The 22,583-nt window shown below is 61.8% G+C and carries 16 protein-coding genes; 5 read left to right on the top strand and 11 right to left on the bottom strand.

Features of this window, described 5'->3' with window-relative positions:
* Window positions 1-160 precede the first annotated feature (160 nt).
* The 5 genes from A9Q02_RS21275 to A9Q02_RS21255 all read left to right on the top strand — a co-directional run bounded on the left by A9Q02_RS21275 (window position 161) and on the right by A9Q02_RS21255 (window position 3,889).
* The gene (locus A9Q02_RS21275) at window positions 161-385 is read left to right on the top strand and encodes a MerR family DNA-binding transcriptional regulator (protein ID WP_097655089.1); all 225 of its coding nucleotides are present in this window, start codon (window positions 161-163) and stop codon (window positions 383-385) included.
* Window positions 382-1,146 (top strand): ParA family protein, encoded by a 765-nt coding sequence (locus tag A9Q02_RS21270; protein WP_097655088.1) that lies wholly within the window; start codon window positions 382-384, stop codon window positions 1,144-1,146. Before A9Q02_RS21275 ends, A9Q02_RS21270 begins: the two co-directional genes overlap by 4 nt.
* Window positions 1,133-1,981, top strand: coding sequence for a DUF3102 domain-containing protein (locus A9Q02_RS21265; RefSeq protein ID WP_097655087.1), 849 nt, complete (start codon window positions 1,133-1,135; stop codon window positions 1,979-1,981). The genes A9Q02_RS21270 and A9Q02_RS21265 overlap by 14 nt, the downstream gene beginning before the upstream one ends.
* A gap of 740 nt (window positions 1,982-2,721) precedes the next feature.
* Window positions 2,722-3,600 carry a phage antirepressor N-terminal domain-containing protein gene (locus A9Q02_RS21260; RefSeq protein WP_097655086.1) on the top strand — a complete coding sequence of 293 codons (879 nt, stop codon included), beginning with the start codon at window positions 2,722-2,724 and terminating at the stop codon, window positions 3,598-3,600.
* Entirely contained in the window at window positions 3,590-3,889 is a 300-nt protein-coding gene (locus A9Q02_RS21255) for a helix-turn-helix domain-containing protein (protein ID WP_097655085.1), read from the top strand. Before A9Q02_RS21260 ends, A9Q02_RS21255 begins: the two co-directional genes overlap by 11 nt.
* A gap of 27 nt (window positions 3,890-3,916) precedes the next feature.
* Here A9Q02_RS21255 and A9Q02_RS21250 read toward each other — a convergent pair whose 3' ends face one another.
* From A9Q02_RS21250 to A9Q02_RS21195, 11 genes are all read right to left on the bottom strand, one after another.
* Window positions 3,917-4,303: a LuxR C-terminal-related transcriptional regulator gene (locus tag A9Q02_RS21250; protein WP_097655084.1), complete on the bottom strand. Its 387-nt coding sequence runs from the start codon at window positions 4,301-4,303 to the stop codon at window positions 3,917-3,919.
* 107 nt (window positions 4,304-4,410) lie between these two features.
* Window positions 4,411-5,280, bottom strand: coding sequence for a CPBP family intramembrane glutamic endopeptidase (locus tag A9Q02_RS21245; RefSeq protein WP_097655083.1), 870 nt, complete (start codon window positions 5,278-5,280; stop codon window positions 4,411-4,413).
* Window positions 5,281-5,289: 9 nt separating this feature from the next.
* Window positions 5,290-7,740: a hypothetical protein gene (locus A9Q02_RS21240; RefSeq protein WP_097655082.1), complete on the bottom strand. Its 2,451-nt coding sequence runs from the start codon at window positions 7,738-7,740 to the stop codon at window positions 5,290-5,292.
* Window positions 7,730-8,632, bottom strand: a complete 903-nt coding sequence (locus A9Q02_RS21235) for a polyprenyl synthetase family protein (RefSeq protein WP_172451245.1) — start codon at window positions 8,630-8,632, stop codon at window positions 7,730-7,732. The genes A9Q02_RS21240 and A9Q02_RS21235 overlap by 11 nt, the downstream gene beginning before the upstream one ends.
* A gap of 252 nt (window positions 8,633-8,884) precedes the next feature.
* Window positions 8,885-9,514, bottom strand: a complete 630-nt coding sequence (locus A9Q02_RS21230; protein WP_097655080.1) for a response regulator transcription factor — start codon at window positions 9,512-9,514, stop codon at window positions 8,885-8,887.
* Between the two features lie 374 nt (window positions 9,515-9,888).
* On the bottom strand, window positions 9,889-11,556 hold the full coding sequence (locus tag A9Q02_RS21225; protein ID WP_097655079.1) for a DnaA N-terminal domain-containing protein: 1,668 nt from the start codon (window positions 11,554-11,556) through the stop codon (window positions 9,889-9,891).
* A gap of 287 nt (window positions 11,557-11,843) precedes the next feature.
* The gene (locus A9Q02_RS21220) at window positions 11,844-13,241 is read right to left on the bottom strand and encodes a hypothetical protein (RefSeq protein WP_097655078.1); all 1,398 of its coding nucleotides are present in this window, start codon (window positions 13,239-13,241) and stop codon (window positions 11,844-11,846) included.
* A 669-nt stretch (window positions 13,242-13,910) separates the two neighbouring features.
* Window positions 13,911-14,924, bottom strand: a complete 1,014-nt coding sequence (locus A9Q02_RS21210; RefSeq protein WP_097655076.1) for an ATP-binding protein — start codon at window positions 14,922-14,924, stop codon at window positions 13,911-13,913.
* On the bottom strand, window positions 14,921-15,274 hold the full coding sequence (locus A9Q02_RS21205; RefSeq protein WP_097655075.1) for a helix-turn-helix domain-containing protein: 354 nt from the start codon (window positions 15,272-15,274) through the stop codon (window positions 14,921-14,923). The genes A9Q02_RS21210 and A9Q02_RS21205 overlap by 4 nt, the downstream gene beginning before the upstream one ends.
* A 586-nt stretch (window positions 15,275-15,860) precedes the next feature.
* Window positions 15,861-16,787, bottom strand: coding sequence for a DUF4351 domain-containing protein (locus tag A9Q02_RS21200; protein ID WP_097655074.1), 927 nt, complete (start codon window positions 16,785-16,787; stop codon window positions 15,861-15,863).
* A gap of 234 nt (window positions 16,788-17,021) precedes the next feature.
* Window positions 17,022-22,409, bottom strand: a complete 5,388-nt coding sequence (locus A9Q02_RS21195; protein ID WP_172451243.1) for a helicase-related protein — start codon at window positions 22,407-22,409, stop codon at window positions 17,022-17,024.
* Window positions 22,410-22,583 lie beyond the last annotated feature (174 nt).

The raw sequence follows: 22,583 nt of genomic DNA, 5'->3' as shown, positions 1-22,583 counted from the left end.
TTGGCTGAAGCCAGCAAGAAACCCGCCTAACCGCACGCGCTCAAGCGCGGCGGCTTGCGGCGGGTTCCCAAAGGTCAGCGTGCCAGCGCTGGCGTGCCGTAGTCTTGCACTCAACGCCAGGGTAGGGTACAATGTCCCAGGTAGGACATGAGGAGGAACGATGCTACTGACAACGCGCCAGGCGGCGGCACGCCTCGGGGTGACCCCACGGCAAGTGCGCCGCTATGTCAGCCGGGGGCTGCTCCAAGCCCACCCGCTCGGTGATTATCCGACGGCACCGCTGGCGATCACGGAAGAGAGCGTCGCCCACCTCGTCGAAGTCCGGGCCGCCCATCCCCTACCGCGACGCCAGCGTACCCTGGTAGCGCAGAGGAGCGAACCATGACCGTGCTGGCTGTCGCGATGCAAAAAGGCGGGGTTGGCAAGACCACCACGGCGCTCTCCGTCGGCGTCGAGCTCGCCCAGGCGGGTGCGCGGGTCTTGTTGATTGACCTTGATCCGCAAAGCAACCTGACCCAGGCCCTTGGCTATGATCCCACCGAAATCGAGCATTCCGTCTATGAAGTGCTCTTAAATCCGACGCTGGGCACCAGCTTTGCCACGATCACCACCAACTATGGGGTGGATTTGATCCCGGCGACCCTGGCGCTCGCCGGGGCCGAACTGACGCTCGCCGGACGCTTTGGCCGTGAGTTGCTGTTACGCACAGCCATCGAGGAGACACGGCGGGCCTACGACTACATTCTGGTCGATAGTCCTCCCAGCCTGGGGGTCTTTACCGTCAATGCCCTCACGGCAGCGGATGCCGTCCTGGTGCCGTTGCAGGCCCACGTCTTTGCGTTGAAAGCCATGCCTCAGTTAGAAGAAACGATTGGCATTGTCCGGCAACTCAATCCGTCGTTGCGGATTGGCGGCATTGCGGTCACGATGGTTGATCGGCGTACCAGCGTCAATGCAGTGGTGGAAGAGGCCATTCGCGCCCAGTACGGCGAGCTCGTCTTTCAAACCGTCATCCCCTTCAATGTCAAACTCGTCGAATCACCTGCGTCCGGGCAACCCATCAGCATCTACGCCACCGAGAGCAGTGGGGCCCAGGCGTACCGTCAACTGGCCCAGGAGGTGGCCGCACGCTATGGCAAACGGTAAGCAACGGCTGCAAGGTCTGATCGGCACGGGGGTTCCGCTCCAGAAAGGAGCGCCCTATACGGTTTCGTCGCCGGATGCTGAAGGCCAGGAGCCCGTCCCAACCACCACCACCCTGCAGCGTGGGTCACCCTTTACGATTTCCACGGCTGACGACGTGGACATCCCCCTCTCGGACGCCGTCCTCAGCTTGCGTGAGGAACTGCAGGCGCTGGCACGCAACTACATCGGGGCCCGGCGGCGAAGCGGGAAAGCCCTGCTTGAAGCGGCCCGCTGGTTGCGCGAAGCACGGGTGGAGGCAGATCACGGCGAATGGTATGCGTTTCTTGAGGCAACCGAGACGTCAACGGATACCGCTGAACGGTTGTTGCGGATCTACGAGCTCGCGATGCAGCACCCGGCCTTTGGCAGCGCCGTCGCCGAAGGGCGCTTGAGTCAATCGACGGCCGAACGCCTCGCCCGTGAGTCAACCCCGTTTGAAGTGATCGAGGTCGTGCTGACGGCCGAGAAACCCCCCACGGTCGCCGAGGTTGATCGCGCCATCCGCGCCGCGAAGCGGGCCTCGGTTGAGTCAGGGCGTGCGGCGGGGCCGCAACCCCTACCCGCTGATCGCGCTGAAGGCGCAACGCCCAGGGTGGCCCTCCTGGCGAGCGGAGGGCTTGATCCCGCAAGCCCAGACGCCCTGCCGATGCAATTTGCGCTCCAGGAAATTGCCACCATCCTGGCGGAGTTGGCCCAACACGCCGAACAGTTCACGCTGAATGAAGCCTCGACACAAGCCCTGCAGAGCATTGAACAGTCCCTTGCCACCCTGAAGGCCGCGCGCAACAAGCAATGACAGCTTTCTTGCCCCGCGCCAAATCCCGCAATTTGCGGGGTAGTCACACATTTGTACGACTTCAACCCTTGCATCACCCGACCCCAAATCCCGCAATTTGCGGGGTAGTCGTACACCTGTGCGCCTTCAACCCTTGGCGTCACCCGACCCCAAATCCCGCAATTTGCGGGGTACCCGTACACCTGTGCGCCTTCAACCCTTGCGCCACCCCACCCCAAATCCCGCAATTTGCGGGGTACTCGTATATCTGTGCGTATTTAACCCTTTGCGCCCTTGCGCCTTGGCGTCAAAAAACCAGCTGCATACGGAGTGCCACACCTGCCAAATCCCGCAATTTGCGGGGTACCCGTACACCTGTGCGCCTTCAACCCTTGGCGTCCTTGCGCCTTGGCGTCAAAAAACCAGCTGCATACGGAGTGCGAACCGACCCCAAATCCCGCAATTTGCGGGGCAGTCGTACACCTGTGCGCCTTCAACCCTTGCGTCACCCGACCCCAAATCCCGCAATTTGCGGGGTAGTCGTACACCTGTGCTCCTTCAACCCTTTGCGCCCTTGCGCCTTTGCGTCAAAAAACCCGTTGCTCCTTCAACCCTTTGCGCCCTTGCGCCTTTGCGTCAAAAAACCCGTCTTACCGGTGCTTCAAACGCACCAAACTGTGGTATACTTCCCCATATGGTGCTTCAAACGCACCATACAGTGTCATATGACTGCCCTTGGTGCATAAGAAGCACCAAGGGCTATGGAGAACATGATGTCCAGCGATCTGCCTGCCTCGGCACCGTCGCCCCATGAGCAACTCCCGATCCCGCTCTTTGATGGTGTCGTGCTCGCCGTGCGTTCTGGTGATGGCCTGATCTTTCTCGACTTACGCGACCTCTGTGCAACCCTCGGCCTAGATGTTGCCTCACAGCGTCGCCGCATTCTGACCATGGATGACGTGCGCCTGGCCCCCTTCCGCGTGTCAGTGGGAGGAAAACAGATCCGCACGCGCGATTTCCTCTTGCTTGATGATGTGCCTCTGTGGTTGCTGAGCGTGCAACAGCGCCGCGTGAACCCGGAGGTGCGTGAGCGTTTCAGTTATGTCAAAACCTATCTCGTCAGCGCTGTGCGTCAGGCGTTCGCGCAACTGACTGGGCTGCCCGATGCGCCAAGCAGTACGATCGAGGATCTGAGTGAGCTGGATCGCATTGATCAGGCCCTGAGCCAGTTGGCTGTCTTAGGTCAGCGCCAGGCCGAGCTTGAGCAGAGTCAGGCGCGTGCGCGGACAGCCTACCGCGATCTCCGCTCGCTCTTGAGCGAACTCCGTGAGCGGGTGCAGGAGCTCGAGCATCAGGCCCACACGCGGCTGAGCCCAACGCAACGGGGAACCATCTACCGGATGGTGCAGACCTGGGGCCAGGCCCGCGCGCAGCAAACTCCCGATCTGGCCCCTGGCCTTGCTATCCGCCGCAGCTGGGCTGAGGTCAATGCCCGCTTTGGGGTCAGTACCTACACCGATCTCCCAGCGTCACGCTATGACGACGTCGTGCAATTTATCCAGGATCGCTACCGCGATCTGACCGGCAAAGAATTACCACGGATCGAGCAGCACGGGCTGGAGGAATTTGATGGAGCATGAGCGCCTCGCGCAACGGGTAGGGCGGCGCCTGCGTGCCGCCCGCTTTGCGGCTGGGCTGACGGTGCGCGAAGCGGCCAGGCTTGCGGGTCTGCCGGGCCACACGCAACTCGTGCGCTACGAGAACGGCACCGCGCAGCCGCCCCTCGAACGGCTCGCCCTCCTTGCCACCGTTTATGGCACGACACCAGCCGCGCTGCTCGCCGTCCATGATGAAGCGGTCGCCTTGATCGCAGTCATCGAACGCGCCGACGAAGCACTGCTCCACCGCCTGCTCAGCGCGCTGGCGTGACGATTGCCCACCGACCTGCTCTGGGCTTCAGCGCTCCTCAGGGTCGAAGGGCTGAGCGAAGCGTTGGCGTAGCCGTTGCAGCCAAGCCCGCACGGCCGCGCGATCAGCGAGTTCCAACTTTTGATAGATCTGTTTCCAATAGGTCGTGATGCTGCCAGGGGCCAGGTGTAACTGGTGAGCAATGCCAGCGCGGGTCTGACCTTCCAGATCAAGGCGGATGATCGCACATTCACTGGCATTGAGCCCACGGCTCTTCAGCACGGCTTCCAGCAGCGGCCATCCATCCGCCCGTTCCCCATGCACCACAATCTGCAAGCCCAGTTCCGTGCTCCCCAGGTGCCCCGTCAGGCGGGCAACGGCCATTGCCACCGCCTCGGGATGCACATCATGCAGCACAATAATTGCGTGGGGCATACCAGTATCTCCACCGCTAGAGCGTTCTCAGCCTACCCGGCTTCCCGCGCAAACCAGATTCACCTGTCCACCATGACCCATGCCATCCGCACCTTTTGCCAACACACCTACCCTTGTTCGTGTTGGTTGGCCTGGCGTCGTGTACGCCAGAGCGCGAGGCCTGCCAGGACAGCCAGGATGACCGTCGTCAGTACCTGTAACCACCCAGGTTCCGGGGTGCCTGGCTTCCCAATCCACGCGGGTGGCCCATGCACCCGGAGGGGGCGCAGGGAGGGCAACCCATCTTCAGGGCCAAACACTGCTTCTTGCATGACATTCCAGGCAAAATGGAAGCCCGCGCCACACCAGAGCGTGCCGGTTTGCCGACGCACGAAGGTTAAAAAGAGTCCGGCGACACTCAAGCCAAGCCACCGGCGGAACCCAGGGCCGTGATAGCGGCCAAACAAAGCGGCACTGACGAGCGTGGCCCCGGGCAGCCCAAGCGCGGCATGCAGGGTATCAAAGCCATAGCCACGAAAGACCATCTCCTCATTGAAGACCAGGAACACGGTCTGGGCTGCGGAAGAGGTCGCCGCCAGCAGCACCTCAGCCGGACGATGGGGTTGCACCTCCCAGCCCCACGCAGGGGCACTGACCCAACCCAGACGCGCCGCAACGGCCAGCATGCCCGTCAAGGCGCTGGCCCCCAGGACGCCCCCGATCACGCCATGGCGGACGTCGCTCACCTGGGGTAACCGCAACCAGGAACGCTGTTCCTCGGGCTGAAGCCGCACAAAGCACTCGGTCATGATGAGCACCCCCGGGGTCGCCACGGTGTGCAGATGGAGTTGCAGGCGATCGGTGCTCGGTCGTGGTACGCGTGAAGCGAGCCAGAGCACGGCCACCATTGAGCTCAGATACAAGCCACTGCGGAGACCCGGCGAACGACGCACCAGCATAGGCCAGGCTGGCGGACAACCCACTTCAGAAAGCTTCATGCTGCATCCTCAATCATGTTCCGGCGTATCGTCCGGTGCTGCGGCCAGGTATCCCTGGCGCGGCGAAACGATCGCCGCATCAAGGCGGACGTAATCTGCGCCCAGCGCCTCATGGGGCACCACCACGACGACCACCGTCCCGCCACCAGGTGGATGATCCCATGTGATCGTCGCATCGATGGTACGCGCTGCTTCGCGCATATGCTGAATCCCGAGATGTCCGGGGCGCGCAACCACCACCGCAGGATGCCGCCCATTATCATAGATCCGCACCATCAAACTGGGGTGGTTTGGCTCAGGAAAACGAAGACTGACGCCAATGCAGGTCGCCTCGACGGCATGCTTCCACGCATTGACCAGTGCCTCCCGCGTGATATGCACCAGGGCGCGATGCACGCGCTCGCTAACGGGAACGGGCTCCCCATCGGAGGTAAAGGTGAGATCGCCGTGCCAGGAAGGGCGCACGAGATCAGTACATTTCCGTAAACTCAACGTTAAGCCCATCGGTTCGAGGGAGCTCAAGACATCAATGGCTTCGCAGAGACGGCGAAGGGCCTGGTTCATGTGATGCTCACGTTCCAACACGGTGGACACCTGGGCATGCACGGGCGTTGCCACAGGATCGTCGACGAGGCGCTGAAGATCCATGATATTGAGGCGCAGATGGGTGCCAAGAATATCGGTGTGGATCGCATGGGCAATCCGGGTGGTCGTCACCTCGGCAGTTTGCTGGCTATGTTCGTACAATTGTTGAATCAGGGCACGCGCATGCACCTGTTCGTGATAATTGAGGCTATTGGTCAGCGCCAGGGACGCCCCTGCCATAACCTGAGCGAGGGCCTGATGATCGTGCGGACGATAGGGATCACGATCACCCCGCGGTCCGAGGAGCACCAAACCCAGCAGCACTCCATCAACGCGCTGGATCAGACCGCCAAGCACCAGTGCCTCATGAAACAGCAGTTCGGTCAGTTCAGGACATGCCGTGTCGCTCGGTGGAAGCAAGCGCTGCACCTCCGTGAGGGGCAGGAGAGCCTGCGGTTGACGGGTCAAGGGGGCCAAGCTCGTAGGATCGAGTACTTCCGGCCCCACGAACGACCGTTTGACCAGACAGGTCAAGGGGCCATCACTGCCATCTCGTCGGACGTAAATCGCGAGCGGGGGATCATGCAACGCCCGCCCCAAACCGTCAGCAAGGGTCGTGACCAGCAGATTCGGCTCGAGAATGGTCGCCAGTTCGGCCGTCATCTGGCGCAAATGATGCGCATTGGGTTCATCGCCCGTGCTGTTCAGCGCATGCTGGAAAATCTGGCGACAAGGCACGAACAACGCCACCGCGAGGATCAAGACCACCAGGGGCGTGGCCGGAATAAGGGCGTACATCGTCAGCAGAACCACCAGGGTCAGCGCACTCACCGCGGCAAGCGCATAGGTAACGACTCGTCGCAGCACCTGATCCGGGCGCATGAGATCGGCACTGACGCCACTGAGGAGATAGGCCAAAGGGATGACCGCCGTCCCAAGCGTAAAGGTACCATTGGGCACAAACATGCCATGCGAGGCAAGGATGCCGGTAAGCAGCAAGAGCAAGAGACCCCAACTGAGCGCCAGCAGACAACCAGCCCCAATGATGCGGATCTGGCGACGGACATGGGCCATGAGGGTGGTCTGATAGGCGTGGATGAGCAACACCAGACTGCCCAGAAAGGCTCCCAGAAAGAGCAACCAGACCAGGCGTTGCAACACGAGATATGCCTCAGTCAGCGAAGCGGTCATGCTGAGCAAGACAAGCCCCCCTAGTTGCAAGAGCACAATGGTTGCCAGTAACCACGGCCAGACGTAACGTTTGCGCTCCACAGGCCGTGGCCGCGTAGGATACCACGCATGCAAAGCGACCGCACTGGGCGCAAGGACGGTTCCTTGCACCCAGAGCAGGGCGACACTGAGCACATACGAGGTAATGCTGAGCAAAGGGAATACACCCAGCGTAAAGCCCAGCACGACCCAGAACCAGGCAACCCATTGCAGCGGGCGTTCCGTGGCGCGGGGGGATGTTCCGATGAAATAGCCCGTGCCCCAACAGCAAAGGGCCAGCAAGGTATGCGCCAGCGTGGTCGCATGTTCGCTCCATGTCGGGAGACCCGCCTGGAGCGTCAGGGCAACCACCTGCCCGGCCCGCTCCACCGTGATGGGCGTGGGCGTGCCGGGGAGCCATGGCAAGGGGAGCAAGAACAAGCGATAATTGGTTGCGCTCCAGGGATAGGCATAGATGGTATGCACCAGATCACCGGGCATGGCACCGGCCTGATCGGCGGGTGAATCGGCTTGGACGAGCACAACTTCACCCGTCGGCAAATCAATGATCAGGCCAAGGGACGGAATAGGTGCGCGCAAGACCAGCGCGGTGAGCATACCCAGCAACAACACAAGGGCAACCAGGCGAAAGACGCTAGCGGGCATGAGGATTCCTCGCGGCCCCAACCATGACTTCTAACAGGTCATCCCGTTGGCCGCCCACAGTTTGTTCGATCATCGTGTGCATAACTGTTTGTACCTCATCGGGAAGGGGAGCCAGGATGGCGTGCAAGGCACGAAGGTACTGGGCATGGACTAACGACCACGTAATCGCCACCAGGTGCTCACGCTCTTCGGCATGGATCTTCATGCTCCGGAGCGCACGTTGCAGAGTCAGGGTGGTCAGTTGTTGCTCCTGAGCGTTGGTATCAGTGAGATCATCGTAATATTGCAATAACATGCCATACACCATCCCCGCATTCGTGGCCGCTTCGATCAGGGGTTGGGCATCAGTGGCAAGGGCCGCAATCCCACCAAAGGCCAGGGCAAACAGAGTTCCGGTTTTGTAGGCGCAGATCTGCTCATAGGCCGCAAGGGGTTCTTCACCGAGCACCCCGTGTGTTTCTTCCGCGACCGTGGTGAGATCGCGATACTGGCCTGCCGCACAGCGGAACAACAGATCGGCCCAGAGCACCTGGATCCGCTGGCAACGGCGGAGTGGAATGACTGCCGGATCAAGTGCGGCCAACTGACGCTGGGCTAAGACGTAACTACTGAAGGCCAGGTGGTATTGGAGCGCCAGGGGTTGGTCGGCGACCCACTGCGGGGTGATGACATCACCATCCTGAAGATGATCCAGCAACAAGGTCGCGGTGTAGCCCCACTGCCAGGCCTGGATGAACGGGTCACTGCTCCCAGGGGCGGCACCGAAGCCGCTAGTCATCTTCGCCATCGTTTCAAGCCAGATCCGACGCGGGGTTGCCGCCGTCGGATCAGCCAGAAACTGCCGCACGTGCGCCAGAAACGGCGCGTCGCCATCAACTGCTCTGCTCTGCATTGACTTGGATCCTTCCCTGCCTATGCTACGCATTGATTCTTTGCCCTCCAGGTTGTGGAACGACCAGAAGGGTAGGGTCAAGATAGCAGTACCACCCTTTGGTGAGAACATGAGAAAGTTCATGACTCATAGGTCGACTTTGAACCTAAAATGCTTCCAGGGAGCAGTTCCGGGAGGGAAGGGTTCAGGGAGGGCAAGCCCTCCCTGAACCCTTCCTTCCTCCGCAATGCAGCAAGCGCAGCTTGCAAGCATTTAGCCAACCTCACCACGATCGCCATAGGCGCGACGGTACCAATCAACCAGTTGGACTTGATTCGCGCACGCGGTCTTGGTACGCAAGTTCCAGAGGTAGTTATGCACGCTCTTGATCCCAATCGTGAGCTCCCCTGCAATTTCCGCCGGACTAAGACCCTGCGCCAGGAGTTTCAGCACGACTCGTTCCTGGGTCGTTAAGCTGATCGTGCGGGCCGTCTGATCGAGGTAGGCCTGCACCTGGATGGAATGAAAGCTGCCGCCTGCCATCACGGTGCGGATCGCATCAAGCACATCGTGCCATAACTCTTCTTTCGTCACATACCCACGGGCTCCGGCTTCTAGCAATTCAGGAGCGAGATCAACCCGTGAGGAAAAGACGATCACCCGGACGTCTGGGTACGTGCGTTGCAAGCGGGACACAAAGGCTATCGGGGCTGGGCCCATACCCACCAGGTCGAGAATGACGACATCGGCAGCGATGGTGCGCAATTGCTGTTCAAGATCGGCAAACGAACGTGCCTGGCCGACAATAGTCAGAGTGGGGACGTTCGCCAGGCGATTCTGGAGCCCTTCGAGCACAATCGGATGGTCATCAGCGAGGATGACGCGCATCAAAGTCTGCCGCATAGGCGCCTCTTTCCAGGCAAGGGGTTACGGCAGCGGAGGCATACGCAAGGTGAAGGAAGCATGCTGACGAACCACGCTCAGGAACACGCATGTTCACTGATCGCGAAGCGAACAAAGCAGAGGCAAAGGGCGAAGCTAGGAACTGCTACGGAGGGGAGGCATCGTGGACGCATCCCGACGATCATGCACAAGGCGAGGGTAGTGAGGAACAACTTCGATGGTTTGTGAGCGAGCATGACAGAAACGCCGGGCGATTGTAGCATAGGTTCCTCACAAGCGCAAAAGCGTTCTTGGGGTTGCGACGTTGCCTCGTCGTACACCTCGCCCGTCGTTCCGCTCCGTCTGCACAGGCACTGGCCTCGATCCGCTCTCGTTCAAGCAACAAACTGCACCTGGATCGGTTGCCCCAGGACATCACGTAAGGCCCGTTGCACGGCTCGCTGGTAGCGGGCTTGCAGATGCACCAGATGCTCCGTTGGAGCCTGAATGGTCGCGCGGCCGTCGACGAGGCCGATCAGCCGTGTCGCCCGTAACCAGGTGTCAAACTCCTGCCGTGAGCAGGCTTCCCGGAGCGTCGCCAGGGTGGCTTGCCACGCTTGCCTTGCCGCAAGCGGGTTCCCCAGCGTGGCTTCCTCGTGCCGAGCACTCGCCATCGTTGCTTGGTCAGGCCGCTGGTCGCTCAGGCCATCAGCACCCGCAGCAGGATCACCCAAGCCACGCTGGTCGCTCTGGTCATCAGCAGCTGCGGCAGGATCACCCAAGCCACGGTCGCCCAGGTGCGCCCCCGCCGTGCCCTGGCTTGGGGCGACGGTTCGCAGCTGCGGCTGCGGGATGGCGCCTACGCACGGCGCTGGGTCAGCCAGCGCGGAAGGTTCGGTGTTTCCCAACACATGCCCAGCACGTGCTTCGTCAGCGGTCACGCCCTCCGCCGGGTCGTTGGCCAACGCTGCCGGCAGTTTGAGTTGTGCCCGTACCCGGTCGGCGTCATAAGCCCGTGGAGGAGCCTGCTGCGAGCGGCGGTGCGTCTGATGGGGTGAACCCTGGGGTGCACTGGGGCGCATACGTGCCGCATTCACCCGCTCGCCCCGGCTCCAGCATGCCAGCACCAGACCCTCGGGCAGGACGATGTTGGCCCGACTCCGCGCCGCGGCTAGATCCTGCTGCCACGCGGCTAGGGTTGCCATGGGAAAGCCCTGGAGCGCCGCTAGCGCTGCCGCACATTCGTTCACCAGCGGATTGTTGGCCCATGCCGTAAGCAGCGCTCGATCAGCCTCGGGAAACGCTTGCAGCAGCCTTTGGACGAAGCTGATCCCACCCGGTTTTTCGCTTTGCGTATGCCCATGCTGCTGCTGCATAGATTCATGCTTCCACATGGGGGGGTGTGGGGGGGGATCGATCCGGGATGGATCAAACCCCGCCGAGCCAGAGCCGGTCTGAACGCTTGGCGCACGTGGTCGCTCCGCTTCCATGCCCGTCGGGTTCACTGTTGGTTTGGGTGTCGGGGTGACCTGTGGCTCGTGCGTGGGGCAGGCTGGTTCAGCGACGGCGTCGGCAAGGCGTTCGCCCTGGTTGGCCTGACTCTGAACGGAGGCCTCGGGGTTGGAGGGATTTGTCATTGCCTCGTGATGGTTTGGATGGTCAGCTCCTGCTTCCGCCAGGGGATCCGTAGGCATCCTGGGATGGACACCAGTTGACGTCACTGGGGCCGCCGCGTCTGCCGTGTCGTCGAAGGCTGCCCTTACGGCAACTTCCGCGCACAGGATACGACCACGCTCGGGTTTAATCTCCAGGGTGATCAGCCCGCATGCGGCGAGTTCTTCCAACAGCCAGCGGGGCCGACTGGCCCCACAGTCGAGCAGCACCATCCAGCCACGCACCCCCCCACGGAGCACGACCTTGCCGTTGGCATCCATCAGACGGCGGAGCCGCCGCATGGCGCGTTGTTTGGCGGGACTGTTCCGCAGATCAAGCTCAAGCATCGCCTCAAATTCGGTATCGGTGCGTCGGCGTCCGGTGGTCGTCTGGGCGCAAGATGGGATCATAGGACTTCTCCGTAGGGCTCATGCTGAACCTGCCTTGGGTCGTTGGGGTGCTTTTTGGGTAAAAAATCCCCCTAACCTCTTGACAGCAGGATCAAGGGCTGCTAGTATACGGAGCAGAGGCGCACGATTGATCGTTGCTACGATCAAGCCTCGCGCGGATAGCGGGCTCCTGACCATTGGCTTGGCGGCATGGTGGTCTGGGGCTTCGTTTTTTTATGCGCGTCGTTTTGCTTTTGGGCCACTGCTCAGTTGTTCTCTTCTGGGCGGTTGTGGTGCAAACGGTTTGCTTACATCAGCGTTCCTTCCTCTTTGGTTGCGGCCGAGGCCATCTTGTGGCACCTTGCCTTGAGCCTCGCGCCTAGCGAACGCCTCCCACTGACGTGTTGACCTGGGCGTTGTGGGCTCGCGCACGAGCGTGGTGCCCCGGCCCACGGGCTTGCTTGGGTCCGCCGACTTTGCCGTGTGGCCCGCCGTGGCGGGCACGTGCGTTGCGGATGGTAGCGTTCAGGCAGGGGTAAGCGCGCACGTTTGAGCAAGGTGCGGGGGACGCGCTCGTGATAGAGCGTCAGCGTTGGGGCAGCGTCAATCAGTGCTTGGAGGACAGCTGGCCCTTCGCTGAGCAAGAAGCTATCGAGATCGGCTTTCACCGTGCCGGGTGCGAAGGGGAGGCGGAGCACATGCACGCGCAGGCCTGCTTCGCTGAGCACCAGCCCATAGCGGAGCGAAGCCACCTCTTCAGGCGCAAGCCGCCGACAGCCCTGATCTATGGGGCGAGGTTGGGTATCATAGGCCAGGATGACGCGCTCTACCCCTCGGGCTACGAGCAAGCGCGCCCATTCGGCCCGGGCATTGGTGAGACCGGGCTGCCCAAGGGTTGGAAAGCGAAGCAAGCCTGCTTCGTAGGCGGCCTGGGGAACCAGGGTTTTGAACTCGCCACTCTCAGTCAGCATGACGGTTGGAGCGGTGGCCGTATGATCCCAGCCGACTGGGAAAACGGCCCCCCGCGCCTCCATGCTCCCCGCGAGAGATTTGGCTTTCTGCCCGGCCCGACGGACGCGCAGATCCACGACTGCGTCTGCGACGAGGGTGGGAAAGATCAGCGCCCCACAGAGATTCCAATGCGTCCGCAGCGTGCCCTGGTCATTGCGCACCGCCAGCCCGGCCTCCTCCACGTAGGGGAAGAGCGCTGGAGCTTGCTGGGCGAGATAGTCGATCAGGGCTGCGGGATCATGCAAACAATAGCCTAACCGATAGCGCCTGGCACTGGCGACGGAAAGGCCGCGCTGCATCACATAGGCGAGCGGGTCAGGATTGGCCGGGTCAAGCAGCCAGCCGCTGGCCCATGTCACCACGAGGTGGTACAGCTCGCGATAGAAGGGAATGTGGGCGGCACATGGCTCCGGGCTCGTGGGCCGTTCCTCGTTCGTGGACTGCCAACGTGGATGTGAGCACCGCGACGGAGCCGTTGGCGACCCAAAATGGTGGTCGAGCATACCTGATTGTCCACAGGCACGACACCAGAAGCGCCGCGCTGGACGCGAACCCGTGGCAACGAGCCAAACGTGAAAGCGATCACTGCGCTCGGTGCCCCCACAAAACGGGCACGCCCCGACATATTCCCCGGTGCGCCGGTTGACGAGGCGCAGGGGGGGCAGATGAGGATGGACGTGTTCTGCTGGGCGCATACGCTCTTCCTTGTCGGTGGGCGGGCCTCCGGTTGGGACGCAACCCATGCTCGTTGGGTCGGCCACGCAAACGCAGCGCCTCCGGGTCGTTCTGCTGGCCGTTGCGGGGCCGTACGGTGAGGGTTTGATCCCCCTCGAATTGCTCTCTAGCATAGCGAAATAGCTCGACATGTTCAAGAGGATTGCGTGACATTTTTTGACCAGTTGCTCGACATGCAGGGGTATTTGCGCGACATGATGCGCCGTTTCATGTCGAGCAACGGCATAATTAGCGGAGTGCTGAAGGTGTTTTATGGCTTTCTCAAGGGCTTTTACGCGCCTCGAAGCGCATGGTTCGTTGCTCGACATGGCGGCTGGAGGGTGTGGCTTGCCAGCAGGTCGCTCATGGCCGTCAGGGGGCTATTTGCTCGACATGTCCTATGTCGAGCAATGTCGAGCAACCGTGGTGGAGCTATGCCGGCACGGGGTGGCTTGTGCGCCATCCGGTAGGTCGCGCAATGTCGGGCAACGCCTTGGTGCGCTACCGCCCCCGCCTTTTGACGCAAAGGCGCAAAGGCGCAAAGCTGCGCATGCAATCCGTCAAACCTTTGCGTCTTTGCGTCAACACGGGTCAGCCTTCTGCGCCAAGCTGCCCTTGCGCTCGTGTCGACGGGCGACAGAGCCTTGCCCCTACTGCAAGCAATAGCGGGTATTGCGTGAGCGTCCGATCACCTTGATAAAGCCATGCTCCATCAAGCCATGCAGATCGCGTAAGATCTGGCGTGAACTGATGTCAGCGCCAAGCATGTCCTTCAAGGTGCCAAGCGTCACTTCACCCCGTTGGCGCATAATCTCGATCATCTCTTTCTGGCGCACATTGAGTTGGGCGTAGATATCCTGCTGGAAGAGGGTTTCGATGGGCCGCCGCCAGACGCGCGCCACAAAGAAGGCATTGTTAATATCTTCAAACTCAGCCGGGCGCATCTTCGCCTGGGCCAGGGTTGCCACCACCGTATCAAGCCCCTGGCCCACCCCTTCAATGAAGCCCCGCTCAAAGAGCAGGGCGAAGAGGGCCGGATTACGGCTCCGCTGCACATCCAACAAGCGGTCGATCGTCACGCCTTCAGGCAGGCCCCCTGGATTGTTCCATTCAATGTGATTATCGAAGACTTTCACGATGGCCTGCGTGTAGAGATCGCGATAGTCCCGATGCGCAATCATATTGACGCTCAATTCGCGGAGCACGACCGGTGGGTATTCATAAATTTCCACGCGCTCATACCCACCCTCGATCGTCATGCCCCGGCGGTTATGCGCTTTCAGATACGCCTCAATGCTCGCGATCTGGTCAAATACCGTGCCGCCAATGCTCCGTTCGATATGCATCACTTCAATTGAATTCGGGGTGCTTCCCCGATAGTGGACAATATTGACCCCCGTGTTGGCAAAGTAGCGTTGCGGTTCGTGCCCAAACGCGAGGATCCCGGTGGGCGTGGCCAGCAATTCAGCGCCTTCCTTGACCATACAACGGCTCCGGATGAGGTATGCTATCGGATCAGGGTCGCCATTGAAGCGGAGTTGTTTCGTCGCACTTGCAATGTGCGCCCGCACCCGTTCCATATCCAGGACGTCAAGGCTGGTGCCACTGATGGGCAAGCTGTCGATCGTTTGTAGCTGTTGGAGGGTAAGGTTTGGTTCCTTCATGTCATGCTGGTTCCTTGCTGGGGTGGCGTCGGCACCGTCGGCTCGTCCTGAAGGAGGTTGCCCACGCTGGTGGTGCTGAGCAGGTTGGTATGCCCTCCTTGGCGTTCAATGCGTTCAATGAGCTGCGCCGTTTCCTCAGAGCTTGCCAGCAAGGCGGACGGGGAGCGGCCTAAGGCATGCGCCAGGGCAATCAGCCGGGGCAGGCTTAACGAGCGGCGTCCGGTCTCATAACTCGACAGCGTCGAGTGATCCCAGTTGAGGCGTGCGCCGAGTTCGCGTAACGTCAATCCAGCCTCGGCGCGGGCATGGGCGAGGCGCTGTCCAATCAGATGATCGATCGTTTCCGCCATAGGGGGATGCCTGCCCTTCTTCTGGTGATCGCTTCGCCCTCGGCCTGCAACGGTGGTGATGCACCTGCTTGCCCCAGGGCTTGGTGACGTATTGACAACAGATCATAGAGGATGCACCGCTTTTTGTCAACCGAGTGGGCGATCATGGGTAGGGCGATGGCATCATACGAAAGCGGAGACAACCTTACGCGCTCTGGGGCCGCATGTGCATGCAACCAGCGGCGCACACGGGCGCATCAACGCCGATCAGCTGCGATCCTGTGGCATCGAAGCATGTCGAGCTCCGCCGCTGTTCCACGGCATCAAGCACCCGCCAACAACGGGGCACCGGCAAGGGGGAGGGCACCCGCAAGGGGTGCCCGTACCGGCGCGGGGGCCGAATCCGGTGTACGGGCACCCCTTGCGGGTGCCCTTGCGAGTGCCTTGGCGGGGTCCATACACGGAAGATGCAATCGCCCTGCGATCAAAGCGAGGGCTGAGCAACGGCGGCCCGGTCAGGTCGCCGTTGCTCAGCCCTCGGCTATCCGGGAGCGAAGGCCACCTCCGTGGCCTGATCCAGCCGACCCATGCCGACTGTCCCATAAGCCTATGCGTTGCTTCTTGGCTGTTCCGCAAGCCACTTCGTCAGATCGTTGAGCGTGCCAAACTCCAGCAACGCTTCACTCAAGATCAGCAACTGCTCGGGTGTCAAGGCCAAGACCTCACGCCGGGTACCCTCAGGCAACGGTTCAAGTTTGCGCGTGAGTTGGCGGAGGAGCAAGGTCTGGCGTTCCTCTTGGCGGCCTTCTTGGCGGCCTTTCAATTCCCATTCCGTGATCAATTCCACCACAGCCTCCTGGATTGGTGTTTGCCATGTGGCAACTTCCGCCTCAAACCGACGGGTCTCGTCGCCATTGAGCGGGAGATAGATGCTGACAAAGGCTGCCAGCATCCGACGCTGCGCCGCCGTCATTGGCACGCCCGCCAGCATCCGCAGACACGCTGCTTTGACCTGCCAACGTTCTTCACGGGCGATCCGCATGCGTGCCATCAACGCAGCTGCCAGCGGATTGGTGCTGCTCAGATAGGCGCGCCAGTCCAACTGGTTCAATTGTATCATGAGGTATTCGAACCGGAGCACCTCATGGTGACCAAGCGTGACCTCGTGTCGGTGGGGGGCTAACCGACGCGGACTCGGATACGAACAGAGCGCAATCGGATAAATGGGCCGGTCGTATCGGTCATAGAACCGGGCAAAGTAGCGAAACATCCGGCGCGGCAACTGAGCATCGCGCTGAGCTTGATGCTCCAGGTGGATCAGGAAGGTTGCCATGCCCTCACGTCCTTGCGCCTGGACCACCAGGTCAGCGGTGCGGCGGTCAGGATCGAGCAAGTCCACGAACGACTCGGGCGCGAGTAGGGTCAGTGTGTCGGGATCAAGCAGGGCGAGGATATCGGGGGCAAAGAGGTCGAGAAACTCGACGAGAAAGGTGCTCAGCAACTGCTTGAAGATGCCATCATGATCGAGCGCCATCGCGTGACCTCAGCGGAAACAACGCCTGTCACAGGGTGCGATGTCGATGACAGGCAAAGAAAAGAACGCATGTACTGCACATCATACCACCAGTGGGGTTCCCTGGCAAAACGAGTGGATGTGGCGCTGCGACCCGGCGTATCAATGGCCCAAGCGTCTGGGCGTCTGCGCCTCCAGTCATGCCGTGCGACAGCGAGCAGCGTTGGGTCGCGTCGCTCCTCGCTGTCCTCATCGTCACCAGAGGGGAAGCTGTTCGGGGTGTCCCGTTGGGGGATCCCCAAGGGATGGCTGCTCTGGGGGCGAAGCTTCGCTCAGCAAGATTGCATGGCCCCCGTACGCACGTGCGCGTAGGGTCGTGCTCATCAGCCCGTTGGCTGTGGTGATGGCTGCTGGTGCGTCGGTGGTTGATGTGGCTGCCGTTGACGCCTGCTGTGCCTGGCGATCCGCTTCTTCCTCCATCCAGGCCAGAGCTGCTGGTGCGAGCGGGACGTGCGGCATGGTGCTGGTGGCCCAGCTTGCGCTGCCACGTCCGGCCTGGGCCAACGCGAGCAATTCCTCACGCCATTGCGGTACTGCGCTCTCCGTTGGCTCGGTCGTCGCGGCAGGCGGTGCCGCCTCGGTTGTTGCTTCTGAGGCGGCGCTGATCGCGGTGTTGATGGCACTCAGTTCTGCGGCCGCCCGAGCATAGGCGGACTGTCCGTCCCAGGTGGCGTCACGCGCTTGTTCCGCGCTGATGTTGCTGCGTCGGAGCTGCGCCCGAGCGATGCGGGCTTCGATCCGGGCGATCGTGTCGGGGGCGTGCGTTAACAGGTAGTCAATGCTTTGCCAGAGGCCCGTGCCTGTTGTTGCGATAACGGCATCGAGGTGGACGGTGGCGGGCTCTGCCGACGCGGTGGTGGCTGGGCACGTGACCCAGACACTCATGCTGACCCCAAACACCGGATGGAGCTGGGCCACGACCTGTACTCCGCGATAGTGGGCCACAACGATCTGACGGGCCTGCTGCTTGTTCGCAACGGCCTGGTTCGAGGGGCTGAGCAGCTTGGTCATCGCGTCAGCCGCTTCGTCCCGGCGGGTGAAGGTCTGCAAAGTGCTGTCGTCAACGGCCGTGCGTACCTTCGCCCGAAACGGTTTGCTGGGATGCGCGTCCCGGGCGGCATCGGCTTGCTGCCAGTGGGTGAGGCGGCGCTGATCGGCGGCGATCGTCGCGTCCAGGCTCGCCTGATCGCACTGGAGTTGATACTTCGTGTCGTACCAGACCCGGCGGATACGTTCGAGCCGCGCCAGTTCGATCTCCAGTTGCACCTTGCGCTGGATCTGCGGATTGCCACTCGCCAACCCTTTCACTTCCGCCGCCGACAGCACCATGTCTGCGGTGTCTTCCATTGTGCGTGCCGTGAGCTCGCCGGTCAGGGCCTGGGTAATGAACCGCGCTTTCCGTTCAATCGTCTGCCACAGATAGCCGTCGAAAGAACCTTCGGTGACATAGCTGAAGATGAAGACTTCCGGCCATTGATTGCCCTGGCGCAAGATGCGTCCGTGGCGTTGCTCGAGGTCGCCAGGACGCCAGGGGCAATCCAGGTTGTGCAGGGCGAGCAGGCGTTGTTGCACGTTCAGGCCGGTACTCATCATCGCCGTGGAACCGATGAGGACGCGGATCCGTCCAGCGTTCATGGCGGCGCCGAGCTCCTCGCGCTGAGCCCTGGTCTGATAGGCGTGGATCAAGGCGATCTGCGCGTGTGGCACGCCAGCCTGCACCAGGCCGTCGCGAATTTCGTGGTAGACGAAATGGCTGAGCCAGCGTTCTTCGCGGGTGACCACCTCGGCGCTCCCGGCTTGCCCTTCTGGGAGGGAGGTGTCCGTGGTCAGCCGGGTGACTGGCTCACGCTGGTTGGCCGTTCCCTTGGGGGTCGCAATATCGCAGAATACGAGTTGGGTCGCGCTGGCCGCTGCGAACGTGTGGTAGAGGTGGGCGACATTGGCGACCAGTGCAGCGATTTTGGTGTGCTGTTGACGGGGAGCCTGCTGCAGCACCAGACGAAGATCGAGTCCGGCCAGACGCCCATCGCTCACGATCCGTAACAGGTTATCCACGGTGGGATCAACCTGGCCCATACGTACTGCTTCGGCTCGTTCGCCCAGTCGCTGCACAAAGCGTTGCAACGCGGGCGAGGGGGGCACCACTACGGTGATAGGCTTGCCGGTCACGAGGCGGGGCTCGGGCAGGCCCAGTTGCGCCTTGGTGCGGATGGTGAGCACTTGTCGCCACATAGTGGTCAATTCGGGAACGTTAATAAACTGGGCCAGGCGGGTGTGCATGCGAAACCCCGACCCATCCGGTTTCATTTCGAAGGCGGTGACAGGCTGCGCATAGAGGGAGACCCACTCATCGAAATGGTGAATACCTGCTTGCGTCAGTTGCTGTTCTTGCAGATAGAGCTGCATCACGTAGGCTTCGCTGATCGCATTCATGATCGGGGTGGCGGTCAAGAAGACCACTTTCTGCTGACGCCGGAGCAAATCCCAGGTCTTGATGCGCATGTCCAGCGACCGTTGGACATGCTGCGTTGGCACGCCGGCGAGCTGGGCCAGGCGCGTGGGGGTATACAGATTCTTGAAGGCCTGGGCTTCATCGACAATAAGCATATCGATGCCCAATTCTTCCCAGGTGATCGTTCGGCTACTGTCGCGGTCGATGGCGGCGGCCATGCCTAGGAGCCGATCCGTGAGCTTGCCGCACATGTCTTCAATCTGCTTGAGCGAACGTTTCTCTTCGGGGGTGACGGCTGTGGCTCGCTGCTCTTCCAGATAGGTACGCAGACGGCCGCTCTCGTGGTCAAGAAACGCGTGCAGCACCTCGCTGCCGATAGGGAGCAGGGTGAAACTGGTGTGGGCGATGACAATGAGATCCCAATCACCGGTCGCCACGCGGCTGAGCACGATCCCGCGTCGGTGCTTGGTCATCTCCTCTGGGGCCAGCGCCAGTACCTTGAGACCAGGGTAGAGGCGGCGCGCTTCTGTGGCCCACTGGCCCACCAGGGTATTGGGCACTACGGCCATGGCTTTGGCACAGCGGCCCATCCGGCGCGCTTCTACCGCAGCCGCAATCGCGGTGAAGGTTTTTCCGCCCCCGACGGCAAAGCCGACCAGGGTACTGGGCGACTGCAAGATTTGCCAGACGGCGTTTTTCTGGTCGTCGGACAGGTCGCCATGGCGTAACAGTTGGGTGTTGATCCCGGGAAAGGATAAGTGGCTGCCGTCGTAGGTGCGCAGACGAATCGCATTGAAACGGTCGTTATACGTGCGACAAAGCGCCTGCGCCCGGTCAGGGTCTTGCCATACCCAGTCTTGAAAGGCCGTCGCCAGGGCGTGCTGTTTTTCCTGGGCGGCGACGGTTTCGGCTGGATTGAGCACCCGCTTGTCGCGCGCCCCTAGGCTGACCGTGTCGTAGACGGTGATGGGGCGACCACGGAGCGAGGCGTGGAGAATCGTCATCGCATTGGCGCGGGGGGTTCCCCAGCGTGAACTGGCGTCAACCGCACGAGCCCCAGCCTGATCGGGGTCGCTGACCCGCCACTCGCTGCAGGCGTGATCATACCAGGCCGCGCCTGTCCATGCGGGTAAGATGTGCTTGAGAAACGCGGTCATGACCTCATCGGGGAGCCAGAAGGCATTGAGGTTGAGGTGAATGTCCTGTGGCCCCAGCGGGGTGGGTTGCACGGCACTCAACGCGGCCACATGGCGCTGGAACGTGGGATCGCGCTCGGCCCAGGCGCGGGCTTCGCGGAGCTTGGTCACGACCGGGCCGCTGAGATAGACCTCAGCGAGTTCATAGGTGGTGGTGCCGGGCAGCCGATAGATCCGCTCACCCAGGTCGTCAAGCACCTGCGCTTCACTCCGGCCACTGAGTATGGCGATGAACGGCAGATCGAGCGTCCCGCGTTCATCCAGACAGCGGAGCATGGCGGCCAGGGGGGCCAGCGGCTGTGCGGCCAGTGCTTCCAGGGGGCGCACGGTGCGTTGGCTGAAGATCGGGGCTTTCTCGGCGAACCACCGTCCGCTTGCCCCCGTGCGGGGATGCTGTTCAAGTGCCAGGAGAAACTGCAACTCGGGAGCATTGCGTAACAGGCGGGTCGTTCGTTGATCGTGGATGACGCCGTACTGCGCGACGAGGGTATCATAGCGTTGATTGAGTTCGGCGCGGGCGGCCACAACCTCGGCCTCCGGGGCACCGGCCAGTTCGACGCGCAGGAGCGTTTTGGCGGTATTGTAGAGTTCAATCAGCGCCAGCACATGGGCTTGCGTGGCGGCACTGGAACCCGCAGGTACCGCCAAGGGGAGCGGGGCTGTCCGTCGGGTGATCGCCTCACTCGTTAGCGATGGCGTTGGGTCAGGGAGGTCACACCCCGTTGCGGCGTTGGGCGGGGTGAGCACATCTTGGGGGAGAACGCGTGGGTAGTGCTGCGCCAGGGTCGGGATGAGCTTGTTGCGGGCCTGCACCTGCAGCCAGAGGCTTCCGTCAGACGGGATGATGGTTGCGTCGCCCAGCACGTGATCAGGGTGCGCGAGCCAGTAGCGATTGACGTTTACCTCCACCGTGCTGAGATCGGTCGTTGTGGGGAAGACTTTGGTGACCCGTGATCCGGTCGTCAAGCCTCCCCGGGCCTGGGTGCGCGGGTACGGTGCGGCTGCGGTCGTGAGCCACGTGGGGGTGTGGTTGGCTGCCGAGAATGGTTCGGCGGTCGACCGCTTTTGGAAGAAGAGAAGATCGGCGGCACTCGTTGAGCCACTGGTCGCGGCAAAGATCCCATTGGGTAAGCGCCACGCCCCGAGCAAGGTCGCCTCGGCGGCCAGGGCGGTACGCACGGTTGTAGTTTGCTTATCCAGTGTGCCCCAACTCGTCAAGACCACCACGAGACCGCCCGGTCGCACCAGGGTCATGGCTTTGGCAAGCACGTAGTCATGCAGGGTACGGCGCAGTTCAGCCGGTAGGGTGGGGTCATTGACTGGTTTGTGTCCAAAGGGGACATTGGAGAGCACGAGATCAAAGCTCTGGGAGGGGAGCGTGACTTCTTCGAGGCGGCTTCCCCCGTGCAGGGTGACGTCCGGATGGAGGTAGCCGAAGATACGGGCGGCCAGGGGGTCGCATTCCACGGCGGTGATGGCCGACCGCGCCCGTAGGTCAGCGGGCATGGCGGCGATGAAATGACCAATCCCGGCCGTCGGTTCGAGGATGTGGGGACGATCCAGGGCCCCAAGCCCGAGGTGCAGGAGCGCCTGCCAGATGACGCTGACCAGGTCGAGCGGCGTATAGAAGGCGGTCAGGGCGGCTTTCCGCAGATGATGACCATCTTCCTCGGTGAGGAACGGTTGGTAGGACGAGGCCAGCACATAACGCCGCTGGGCCTGGTCATAGCGAAAAAGACGATTCAGGTGGGCAGACTCACCAAAAGCGCTAAAGTGCGCCAGGATCCGCCGCTCCTCAAGGGACGGTTCGCGGCCAGTGGTTGCCAGCGTATGCAGCAGCTTCAACGCGGCAAGATTCTTCTGGAAGCGATCCTGCGGCCCCGTGAAGGTTACCTCCTCGGGGGTCAAGGTCAAAAACCGATTGCGTTCCACCATCGTTGCTCCTTTGCCACAGTACATAGACCCTGCCAGCACGGCATCACCCCGCTGCGGCGGGGTGATAGGGGCTTGCGGTCATGCGATGGTTGGGCAACCATGCATCGATCCGTCTGCTATACTAGCGTCAGCACAGTTTCTTGAGGCTTGTTGCGATCCGATCAACGGGCGTTG

Source organism: Candidatus Chloroploca asiatica (genome assembly GCF_002532075.1).
Lineage (GTDB): Bacteria > Chloroflexota > Chloroflexia > Chloroflexales > Chloroflexaceae > Chloroploca > Chloroploca asiatica.
This window is presented reverse-complemented; position numbering and strand designations above follow the sequence as displayed.